Annotated in this window: 6 protein-coding genes and 1 tRNA gene; 1 reads left to right on the top strand and 6 read right to left on the bottom strand. The window is 67.4% G+C overall.

All coding sequences use genetic code 11. The features are described from left to right. Positions 1-151 precede the first annotated feature (151 nt). The 4 genes from argJ to AC1D12_RS20305 form a co-directional block, all read right to left on the bottom strand. Positions 152-1,381: a bifunctional glutamate N-acetyltransferase/amino-acid acetyltransferase ArgJ gene (argJ, locus tag AC1D12_RS20290; RefSeq protein ID WP_465111201.1), complete on the bottom strand. Its 1,230-nt coding sequence runs from the start codon at positions 1,379-1,381 to the stop codon at positions 152-154. 9 nt (positions 1,382-1,390) lie between these two features. Then, positions 1,391-1,993 carry a GNAT family N-acetyltransferase gene (locus AC1D12_RS20295; RefSeq protein ID WP_477842490.1) on the bottom strand — a complete coding sequence of 201 codons (603 nt, stop codon included), beginning with the start codon at positions 1,991-1,993 and terminating at the stop codon, positions 1,391-1,393. Between the two features lie 63 nt (positions 1,994-2,056). Next, on the bottom strand, positions 2,057-4,810 hold the full coding sequence (gene secA, locus AC1D12_RS20300) for a preprotein translocase subunit SecA (RefSeq protein WP_047500865.1): 2,754 nt from the start codon (positions 4,808-4,810) through the stop codon (positions 2,057-2,059). Between the two features lie 204 nt (positions 4,811-5,014). After that, on the bottom strand, positions 5,015-5,965 hold the full coding sequence (locus AC1D12_RS20305; protein ID WP_477842491.1) for a M23 family metallopeptidase: 951 nt from the start codon (positions 5,963-5,965) through the stop codon (positions 5,015-5,017). Positions 5,966-5,981: 16 nt separating this feature from the next. Here AC1D12_RS20305 and AC1D12_RS20310 point away from each other — a divergent pair, with 16 nt between their 5' ends. Beyond that, entirely contained in the window at positions 5,982-6,299 is a 318-nt protein-coding gene (locus AC1D12_RS20310) for a DciA family protein (protein WP_156154650.1), read from the top strand. Between the two features lie 29 nt (positions 6,300-6,328). Here the strand turns inward: AC1D12_RS20310 and AC1D12_RS20315 are convergent. Together AC1D12_RS20315 and AC1D12_RS20320 are read right to left on the bottom strand one after the other, a co-directional pair. Next, positions 6,329-6,404, bottom strand: a tRNA-Thr gene (locus AC1D12_RS20315). 14 nt (positions 6,405-6,418) lie between these two features. Continuing rightward, positions 6,419-6,821 (bottom strand): ClpXP protease specificity-enhancing factor SspB (locus tag AC1D12_RS20320; protein ID WP_477842492.1); only part of this gene is annotated, 403 nt, incomplete at its 5' end.

A 6,821-nucleotide genomic window follows, 5' to 3' on the forward strand; every position in this document is an offset into this window, starting at 1 on the left:
GCGAACGGAGGGAGTTTGGGCGACGGGCCATGAAACCAGTCAGCGGAGGGAAGTCTTTGCCCCGCCAGGGGCGAAGACCGCACCGGCCGGCGAGCCACAGCCTCCCCATCCGCGCCTTTGCCGCGCAAACGCAACGCAACGTGGAGAAGACTCAGCTCCGGTAATCCGCGTTGATCTTGACGTAGTCGTAACTCAGGTCGCAGGTCCACACCGTCGCCGATGCCTGCCCGCGGTTCAGCACCACCCGCACGTCGATCTCGCTCTGCTTCATCACGCGCTGCCCGTCTTCCTCCCGGTAGCTCGGGTTGCGCCCACCCTGCTTCGCGACATGCACGTCGTCGAGGAACAGGTCGATCTTCGTCTGGTCGAGGTCGGCGATGCCGGCATAACCCACCGCCGCCAGGATGCGACCCAGGTTCGGGTCGCTCGCAAAGAAGGCCGTCTTCACCAGCGGCGAGTGCGCGATCGCATACGCCACCTGCTGGCACTCGGCCTCGCTGGCGCCTGCCTCCACCTGCACGGTGATGAACTTGGTCGCACCCTCGCCGTCGCGCACGATCGCCTGCGCGAGCTGCTGCGCCACGCTGACCAGCGCCTCGCGCAAGGCCGCACCTTCCGCGCTGTCCACGCTCGCGATCGGCGCATGCCCGGCCTGCCCGGTCGCGACGACGACGAACGAATCGTTGGTCGATGTGTCGCCGTCGATCGTGATGCGGTTGAACGACAGGTCGGCCGCCTCCTTCACCAGGCCCTGCATCAGCGCCGGCGCGATCACCGCATCGGTGGCCACGAAGCTCAGCATCGTCGCCATGTTCGGGCGGATCATCCCCGCCCCCTTGCTGATGCCGGTCACCGTGACCGTCTTGCCGCCGATGCGCAGCTGGCGCGACGCCGCCTTCGGCAGCGTGTCGGTCGTCATGATGGCCTCGGCCGCGACACCCCAGTTGTCTTCCTTCAGGTCGGCCAGCGCTGCCGGCAGGCCAGCCTCGATGCGGTCGGCCGGCAGCGGCTCCATGATCACGCCGGTCGAGAACGGCAGCACCTGCTCCGGCGCCAGCTCGAGGTGGCGCGCCAGCGCCACGCAGGTCGAGAACGCGCGCACCAGGCCGTCTTCGCCGGTGCCGGCATTCGCGTTGCCGGTGTTGATCACGATCGCGCGCGGGCCGGTGCCGCTTGCCAGGTGCTTGCGGCACAGCTGCACCGGCGCGGCACAGAAACGGTTGCTCGTGAAGACCCCCGCCACCTGCGAACCCTCGGCCAGCGTGATCACGCTCAGGTCGCGGCGGTTGGCCTTGCGCACGCCCGCCATCGTGATGCCGAGCTTGACGCCGGGAACGGGGTGCAGGGTCTTCGGATCGGGGGCGCTCAGGTTGACGGGCATGGCGGTCTCTCAGTCGGGCAGCAAGGATGGGAGGGCATTGTAGAAAGAGGCGATGTCATCATGAAGTCGCGCCAGCACGACCTGGTCGCTGAAACCGCCTTGTTCGTCGCGCTCGTACGCGCGCAACACGCCCTCACGCTGCATGCCCAGCCGCTCGGCCAACTGGATCGAGCGGTGGTTGCGGGCATCGCACCAGGCCTCGACGCGCATCACGCCCAGCTCGAATGCCAGTTGCACCAGCGCCGCGCCGGCCTCGTGCATCAGCCCGCGCCCGGCCTGCCGCGAATCGGCCACGTAGCCGATCTGGCAGCGCGGCACCTCGAAGTCGAAGCTGTGCAGGTCGAGGTTGCCGACGAAGGCGCCGGTGTCGCGGTCGAACGCGAAATAGATCAGGCACTCGCCAGCCGCCACCCGCTCGGCATTGCGCCGGCAGAAGCGCTCGGCTCGCTCTGCCGTGAAGGGCGCCTGCCCCCACGCGATGAAGCGCAGCTCGCCGAGCGAGGCATTGACGCTCTCCATCACGACCGCCGCGTGCGATTCGCGCGGATGCTCCAGCCGCAGCCGCGGCGTGAACAGCTCCTTCGGCGCGCCTTGCAGCGTGCTTTCATCCATCGACGGAATCCCCAAAACAAGAACGGAGCCCGAAGGCTCCGTCGTTTGCTGCGTCAGGTCAAGTCAAGCGAGTTTGCCGTGGCACTGCTTGTACTTCTTGCCGCTGCCGCACGGGCAGGCATCGTTGCGGCCGACCGGCGGGAAGCCGCTCGCCAGCCGGGCGAGTGCCGCGGCGTCCGGGTCCTGCGACACGCTGCCATCCTCGTTCGGGTGCGTGTAGGTCACGTTGCTGATCGCCTCGGCACGCTCCTCGATCGCCTCGGCCGCCTGCGCCACCTGCTCCTGCGTCTGCACGCGCACCGTCATCAGGATGCGGGTCACGTCCATCTTGACGACGTCGAGCAGCTGGCTGAACAGCTCGAAGGCCTCGCGCTTGTACTCCTGCTTCGGATTCTTCTGCGCATAGCCGCGCAGGTGGATGCCCTGGCGCAGGTAGTCCAGCGCCGCCAGGTGCTCGCGCCAGTGCTGGTCGATCTGCTGCAGCAGGATCATCCGCTCGAACGGCAGGAACTGCTCGGCACCGACGATCGCGAGCTTGGCCGCGAAGGCCTCGTGGCCGGCCTTCACCACCATCTCGACGATCTCGTCGTCGGTGATCGCCTGGCTCTTCTCGACGTGCGCCTTCACCGGTACCTCGAGCTGCCATTCGTCGCGCAGCGTCTTCTCGAGCGCGTCCAGGTCCCACTGCTCCTCGACGCTCTCGGCCGGCACATAGGTGCGCACCACGTCGGTCAGCGTGCTCTCGCGCAGGCTCGACACCTGGGCTTCCAGCTGCGGCGCCTCGAGGATGTCGTTGCGCTGCTGGTAGATCACCTTGCGCTGGTCGTTCGACACGTCGTCGTACTCGAGCAGCTGCTTGCGCACGTCGAAGTTGCGCGCCTCGACCTTGCGCTGCGCGCTCTCGATGCTGCGCGTGACGATGCCGGCCTCGATCGCCTCGCCCTCCGGCATCTTCAGCCGGTCCATGATCGCGCGCACGCGGTCGCCGGCGAAGATGCGCATCAGCGGGTCTTCGAGCGACAGGTAGAAGCGCGACGAACCCGGGTCGCCCTGGCGGCCCGAACGGCCGCGCAGCTGGTTGTCGATGCGCCGCGATTCATGCCGCTCGGTCGCGATGATGCGCAGGCCGCCGGCCGCCTTCACCTGGTCGTGCAGGCCCTGCCATTCGCTCTTCAGCGTCTCCGAGCGCGCGAGCTTGTCGGCTTCGACGATGCCTTCGTCGGCCTCGATCAGCTGGATCTGCTTCTCGACGTTGCCGCCCAGCACGATGTCGGTGCCGCGGCCSGCCATGTTGGTSGCGATCGTGATCACGCCCGGGCGCCCGGCCTGCGCGACGATCTCGGCTTCCTTCGCGTGCTGCTTGGCGTTCAGCACCTGGTGCGGCAGCTGGGCCTTCTGCAGCAGCGTGGAGATCAGCTCCGAGTTCTCGATCGAGGTCGTGCCCACCAGCACCGGCTGGCCGCGCTTGACGCAGTCGCGGATGTCCTCGATGACGGCGTTGAACTTCTCCTTGTTGGTCTTGTAGACCAGGTCGAGCTCGTCCTTGCGCACCGTCGGCCGGTTCGGCGGGACGATCACCGTCTCCAGGTTGTAGATCTCCTGGAACTCGTAGGCCTCGGTGTCGGCCGTGCCGGTCATGCCGCCCAGCTTGCCGTACATGCGGAAGTAGTTCTGGAAGGTGATCGACGCGAGCGTCTGGTTCTCGCTCTGGATGTCGACGCCTTCCTTGGCCTCCACCGCCTGGTGCAGGCCGTCGGACCAGCGGCGGCCCGTCATCAGCCGGCCGGTGAACTCGTCGACGATGATCACCTCGCCGTCCTGCACCACGTAGTGCTGGTCGCGGTTGTACAGGTGGCGTGCGCGCAACGCGGCGTACACGTGGTGCATCAGCGTGATGTTCTGCGGGTCGTACAGGCTCGCGCCCTCGACCAGCAGGCCGGCCTCGCGCAGGATGCGCTCGGCGTTCTCGTGGCCGTCTTCGGTCAGGAAGACCTGGTGCGTCTTCTCGTCGACGGTGAAGTCGCCCGGCTCGATCACGCCTTCGCCGGTGCGCAGGTCGAGCTCGCCGATCTGCTTCTTCATCTGCGGCACGACGGCGTTGATGCGCACGTACAGCTCGGTGTGGTCTTCGGCCTGGCCGCTGATGATCAGCGGCGTGCGCGCCTCGTCGATCAGGATCGAGTCCACCTCGTCGACGATCGCATAGGCCAGGCCGCGCTGCACGCGGTCGGCCGTCTCGTAGACCATGTTGTCGCGCAGGTAGTCGAAGCCGTACTCGTTGTTGGTGCCGTAGGTGACGTCGGCGGCGTAGGCGGCCTGCTTCTCCTCGCGCGGCATCTGCGGCAGGTTGATGCCCACCGTCAGGCCCAGGAAGTTGTACAGCCGGCCCATCCATTCGGCATCGCGGCGGGCCAGGTAGTCGTTGACCGTCACCAGGTGCACGCCCTTGCCGGCCAGCGCATTCAGGTAGACCGGCAGCGTCGCCATCAGCGTCTTGCCTTCGCCGGTGCGCATTTCGGCGATCTTGCCGTTGTGCAGCGACATGCCGCCGATCAGCTGCACGTCGAAGTGGCGCATCTTCAGCACCCGCTTGCCGCCTTCGCGCACGACCGCGAAGGCCTCGGGCAGCAGCGCATCGAGCGACTCGCCCTTCGCGTGGCGCTCCTTGAACTCGACCGTCTTGGCCTTCAGCGCCTCGTCGCTGAGCTGCTCGAACTGCGGCTCCAGCGCGTTGATCTGCTGCACCACGACCCGGTACTGCTTGAGCAGGCGGTCGTTGCGGCTACCGAAAATCTGGGTGAGAAGCTTGGGCAACATGCAGCGTCAGGGGTTGGTACGGGAAGGCAGCCGCGGCCTCCCGCGTTGTTTTGCGAACGGGCCGACTTCTTGGATGCTGGGGTGAGCTGAGGGTGCGGTCCGCGTTTGCAAGCCTACAAACCTGCAAGCCCGGCGCACGATCAGCGAAAGCGGCGGATTTTACGGCAAGCGGCCGCCGGCAGCGTGGCCGGGCCGTTGCCGGATTCAGCGACGGACAGCGCCCTTGGCGGCGGCCTGGGCCCCGCCGGCCAGGAATTTCGCCGGATCCTGCGGCACGCCCTCGACCAGCACCTCGAAGTGCAGGTGCGGGCCGGTCGAGCGGCCGGTGGTGCCGACGTAGGCCACGATCTGGCCGCGCCGCACCAGGTCGCCGGTCTTGACCGCGATGCGCGAGGTGTGCGCATAGCGGGTCACCAGGCCGTTGCCGTGGTCGATCTCGAGCAGGTTGCCGTAGGCCGGGTGCACGTCGGTGGAGCGCACCACGCCCCCGGCCGCGGCCATGATGGGCGTACCCACGTCGGTCGGGAAATCGAGCCCGGTGTGCAAGGCCGCGCGCCCGGTGAAGGGATCGGTGCGGAAGCCGAAGCCCGAGCCGACCTGCACGTCGATCGGCCGGCTGTTGGGCACCATCAGCTGCTGCATGCGCTGCTCGAAGAGACGCGACTCGACCATCGTGAACAGGTCGGTGCTCTGCTCGGCCGCCTCGTCCAGCGACGACACCATGCCGTTCAGCTGGTCGAACGACGGCGTGCGGGCCGGCACGAACGGCCCGCCCTGTCCGCCGGACACCGCGGCCGGCACGATCTGTTTCAACTCTTCCGGTTTCATACCGGCCAGGCCCGAGACCCGCTCGCCCATCGCCTCGAGCTTGATCAGCTTGGCCTGCATCTCGCCGACCTTCTGCGCCATCGCATCGAGGTTCTCGCGCACGAAGCGGTCGCGCTGGGCGAATTCATCGCGCACGACCAGCCGGACGATCTGGCTGACCACCGGCCAGCCTTCGCGCGCCGCCTTCAGGAACACCACGTGGTAGATGGTGCCCGACAGCAGCATCAGCACCAGCGCCAACCCGACCAGCGCCCCGAAGGCCTGGAAGCGGTTGAAGCGCAACACCCGCGTTCGGGCCAGGGTGCCGTGCGTGATCAGGATCTGCATCGCTAAACTCCTTCCGGTGAAACCGAAGACATCCCCGGTCACCCCCAACGCCTTGCGCATCGAAGAGGCCCTGAGCCGAAGTGCGCCTCTGGCTCACTTGCAGCGGCTGCTGCAGGAGTCGAATGCACGCTTCGATGCGGTACGAAACTGTCTGCCGCCCACACTGGCCCTGCATGTGAAGCCCGGGCCGGTCGACGATGAGGGCTGGTCTCTGCTTGCGGCCAACTCTGCGGTCGCCTCCAAGCTGCGCCAGCTGCTGCCCCGGATGGAGCAGACACTCCACGCCCGGGGCTGGCAGGTTACTGCAATACGGGTGAAGGTTCAATCAACCTGAGGCCTGACGTGTGTCAGGTGGTTGATGGATGGTGCCCCCGGCAGGAATCGAACCCGCGACCTTCGGTTTACAAAACCGCTGCTCTACCAGCTGAGCTACAAGGGCTTGAGGCGGGGATTCTATTTGATGCGCTTGAGCGCCGGACGCGGCCCGCCACCGCCCGCAGGCGGTTCGGGCGGCTTGTCTTCATCCGACTCGCGGGCCGGCGTGGCAACGGCCGGCTCGGCATGGCCTTCGGTGGTGGCCAATCGCAGGCCGCCACCCGCGGGGCGATCGGCCGGCGCGCCGTCATCCGACTCGCCGGCCGTCTCGGCCGCCGATTCGCTGGGCATCGGGAACGCCATGCCCTGCCCGTTCTCGCGCGCATAGATCGCGATGACGTGGTCCACCGGCACCGCGATCTCGCGCGCAATGCCGCCGAAACGTGCCTTGAACTCGATCATCTCGTTGCCGAGCTGCAGGGCCGTGGTGGCCTCGAAGCTGACGTTGAGCACGATCTCGTTGTTCTTSACGTACTCGGCC

It is taken from the genome of Rhizobacter sp. P1_G5 (assembly GCF_056405435.1).

Bases quoted from the DNA above. Each gene is read 5' to 3' on its own strand.
- argJ (WP_465111201.1), bottom strand. From the start codon at position 1,381: ATGCCCGTCAACCTGAGCGCCCCCGATCCGAAGACCCTGCACCCCGTT.
- AC1D12_RS20295 (WP_477842490.1), bottom strand. From the start codon at position 1,993: ATGGATGAAAGCACGCTGCAAGGCGCGCCGAAGGAGCTGTTCACGCCG.
- AC1D12_RS20305 (WP_477842491.1), bottom strand. From the start codon at position 5,965: ATGCAGATCCTGATCACGCACGGCACCCTGGCCCGAACGCGGGTGTTG.